At 67.7% G+C, this 3,448-nt stretch carries 3 protein-coding genes; all 3 read left to right on the top strand.

Annotated features, from left to right (window positions below):
• The first annotated feature begins 185 nt into the window (after nt 1-185).
• The 3 genes from ACGFYY_RS42250 to ACGFYY_RS42240 all read left to right on the top strand — a co-directional run bounded on the left by ACGFYY_RS42250 (nt 186) and on the right by ACGFYY_RS42240 (nt 3,374).
• Nucleotides 186-1,259: a tyrosine-type recombinase/integrase gene (locus tag ACGFYY_RS42250; protein WP_393717952.1), complete on the top strand. Its 1,074-nt coding sequence runs from the start codon at nt 186-188 to the stop codon at nt 1,257-1,259.
• Between the two features lie 13 nt (nt 1,260-1,272).
• Nucleotides 1,273-1,605, top strand: a complete 333-nt coding sequence (locus ACGFYY_RS42245; protein ID WP_393717950.1) for a helix-turn-helix domain-containing protein — start codon at nt 1,273-1,275, stop codon at nt 1,603-1,605.
• A 152-nt stretch (nt 1,606-1,757) separates the two neighbouring features.
• Complete coding sequence (locus ACGFYY_RS42240) at nt 1,758-3,374, top strand: hypothetical protein (RefSeq protein WP_393717948.1); 1,617 nt, start codon at nt 1,758-1,760, stop codon at nt 3,372-3,374.
• Nucleotides 3,375-3,448: the final 74 nt, after the last annotated feature.

The following is a 3,448-nucleotide window of genomic DNA, read 5'->3' as shown; positions in this document are numbered from 1 at the left end:
AGACACCTTTCCCTGCGGGTTGCCTGCCGCGCGAGAGCTCCCGGCGACTGTGCTGTGACCTGCGACCTGCTGGTTTGCCCTGACGTCACCCCTTTGGGTGAAGAGTGAGGGAAGTGCCCCCAGGGTGAGGGGATTTCACGGATTCTGAAGTTCGAGTCCTCGGGGTGAACCGGCGGAGGTATGGCGTGTCGCTTACGGTTGTTCGGGAGATCCGCAGCCCTCACGCTCTGGCGGCCGAGGACCTTGACGATCTTGAGACCGATGTCCTTGCCGGGTATGTGCTGGCCCGCGCGGCGTCGGGTCTGGCGGATGGGTCGGTTCAAACAGAGGTTTCGTCTCTCGGGCAAATCCGTTCCTGGTTCGGTCGTCCCTTGTGGGAGATGGAGCCGCCTGATGCGGACAGGTTCTTCGGGCAGGTGATGCGGGGGGCCGCGGTCGCGACGCGCCAGTTGCGGGCGTTCGCCTTGTCGACGTACTTCCGGTTCATCGAGCTGCGGATGAAGTCGGAGCTCTACCGGCTGACTGGCCGGATCGCGGAGTGTCCGCTCGACGAGATGAACACTCCGTCGGGCCGGAGCCGGATGGGCTTGCGGATCCCGCCGGAGGAGCATGAGGTCGAGCGCCTGTTCGCCGGCTGGCGTGAGGATCTGGCGACATGCAGGAAGTTCGGCCCGGCAGCGCGCAACTTCGCGGCGGCCCGGCTGATGGCGAAGGTCGGCTTGCGGATCAACGAGGCCCGCATGCTCGACCTGAGCGACGTCAGGTGGGAGCTGGGTCGGTACGGCAAGCTGCACGTCCGGCACGGCAAGGGGGCCAGGGGCAGCGGTCCGCGCGAGCGCATGGTGCCGTTGATCAACGGCGGTGACGTGCTGCTTCGCTGGTACATCGAGGACGTGTGGGGGCAGTTCGACGCCGACCACACCCGGCCCGGGGCTCCGCTGTTCCTCTCCGAACGCCGGGGGCGCGACGGCAGCAGTCTGCGCATGGGTGATCACGCGCTGCGGCTGGGTCTGGCTGAGGCGGCTGAGCGGCATCTTCCCGGGTGGGCGGGCAAGGTGACACCGCATGTGCTGCGGCATTTCTGTGCCTCCCAGCTCTACCTGCACGGCATGGACCTCATGGCGGTGCAGGAGCTGCTCGGGCACGAGTGGCTGGTGACGACGTTGCGCTACGTGCATGTGCACCGGGGCTTCGTTGAGGAGTCGTGGGCCGCCGGACAGCGGCGGGCAGCGGAGCGTTTGGCGGGACTGGCCACGTGAGGGGATGTCGATCGTGAAGTGGAATCTGAGACTGGCCGCGGCCAACCGCGGGATCTGGAAGGCGAGCGAGTTGCAGCGGATGCTGGCCGACCGGGGGCTGGTGATCAGCGCGGGCAAGATGTCCGGGCTCTGGTCGGGGGATCCGGCGAGCGTGAAGCTGGGGGACCTGGACGTCCTGTGCGCCGTCCTGGGCTGCGGTGTCGGGGACTTGCTCATCCCCGAGCCCGACAAGGTGCCGACGGCTGGCGGCCAGAACGAGACCGTGGTCAAGGCGGCCGGCGAGAGGATTCCGGGGCAGCGGCCGGTGCCCCGCCAGCGCGATGGACGGAGGCTGCCGCCGCTATGAGCCCTTTCACGTTCCGGCCGTGTCCCAGGTGCGGCGCCGGCAGCCCGCGCCACCGCGACAGAACGGTGTGCTGGTGGTGCGTCCACCCGGGAGCGGACCACGCGCTCTGCGCGGTCTGTGGCGGCAGCGTGCGACGCGGAGCCTTCTACAGCGTGGCCAAGTGCGCCGACTGCCACCCCAAGACCCGCAGCACCCGGCCCCGCAGTTGCCCGCACTGCTACGCATGGGTCGTTGGCAAGAACCGCTACTGCATCGCCTGTAGTGGCTGGACCTACCGGTTTCCCCCGGGGACGTGTCTGACCTGCGGCGCGGAGTTCTTCCTGCGGGACGGACGTTGCCGCGCGTGCTGGGTGCAGGCCAGGCTGCTGGAGGGTACGGAGCTGGCCAACCCGGATGTCCGGATCGACCCGCGGGCCTACTTCCCGCTGATCACCCGTACCGGTCATCAGCTGGAGCTCGGAGGCTTGAAGCGGTCGTCGCAGCTGGCCTATCCGAAGTGGCGCTATCGGCAGGACCGGCTGACGGTGGCGGGGGAGGCCCTGGTGGTCGGGCCGTGCCCGGGGGAGCAACTTCGTCTGTTCGAGGCACGGCGGGACTACCGCTGTTTCGAGAAGGCTCGGCATGCCGATTATGCCAACCTCACCCTGGTCGCGGCCCGCGTGGTTGCCGAGAGGCTGGCAGAGCTGCGGGGATGGACGACCGAGGTGTGTCGGCTGACCGATCGGGGCCTGGTCGTTGTTCTCTCCGGCCACCAGGTGGGCGAGCTCATTTCCTACCTCGACATGTTGCCCCTGGCCGCTGACCGCAAGGTGAACGTCGAACGCGTCGCGGAGGTCCTCGACGACATGGGCATCCTGGTTGACGACCGGCCCGGCTCGTTCGAGTGTTGGCTCGCCGCCCGCAGCCAGGACCTGGCGCCGGAGATCGCCGAGGACGTCCGCGACTGGCTGAGGTCCCTGCACGAAGGAGGGCCACGGCACCGGTCGCACAGCCGTTCCAGCACGTGGGGCAAGATGTCCGCCGTCCACCCCCTTCTGCTGGAGTGGTCCGGTCGCCACCGTCACCTGCGTGAGATCACCCGCGACGACATCCAGGCAGCGGTCGATGCCATCCACGGAGTCGAACGTAAAGCCCTCCTCAACGGGCTTCGCTCCCTGTTCCGCTTCATGCGCCGCCGACGCCAGATCTTCCGCGACCCGACCATGGGCATCAAGGGAGGAAAGCTCGAGCGGCCACCGATCATCCCCCTGCCCCGGCAGAGCTACACCGACGCCGTTGCCGCCGCAATCACCCCAGCCCAGCGGCTCATGCTCGCGCTTGCCGCCGTCCACGCAGCCCGACGGCCAGGAATCAAGCTGCTGACACTCGACGACCTCGACTTCTCCAATCGGAAGATCACCCTCGCCGGCCACACACGACCCTTGGACGACCTGACGCACGACCTGCTGATCAACTACCTCTTCTTCCGGCACCGCACATGGCCAAGGACAGCCAACCGGCACCTGTTCCTCACGCGCGTCACCGCTCACGAGACCGGCCCGGTCAGTGACTACTGGTGCCATGCACAATTCGCCGGCCTGAGTGCCTCGCTCGAACAGATGCGAATCGACCGGCACTTGGAAGAGGCGCTCGCTGGAGGAGGCGACCCGGCTCGTCTCGCGGCCGTCTTCGGGATCTCCGAATTCACGGCCATCCGCTATGCCGAGGCCGCCCGAATGCTCCTGGAGGGTCCGCTGGAGACCGCCAGTCGGCCCGAACCCGGCCCTTGATGCCGAAGCGGAGACACAACGCAGGTCCGGGTTCCTGCTGAAGACCTCTCGGAAAGTCTGAACTCGCAGAGTTC

This window comes from Streptomyces sp. NPDC048331, assembly GCF_043201215.1.
Lineage (GTDB): Bacteria > Actinomycetota > Actinomycetes > Streptomycetales > Streptomycetaceae > Streptomyces.
This window is presented reverse-complemented; position numbering and strand designations above follow the sequence as displayed.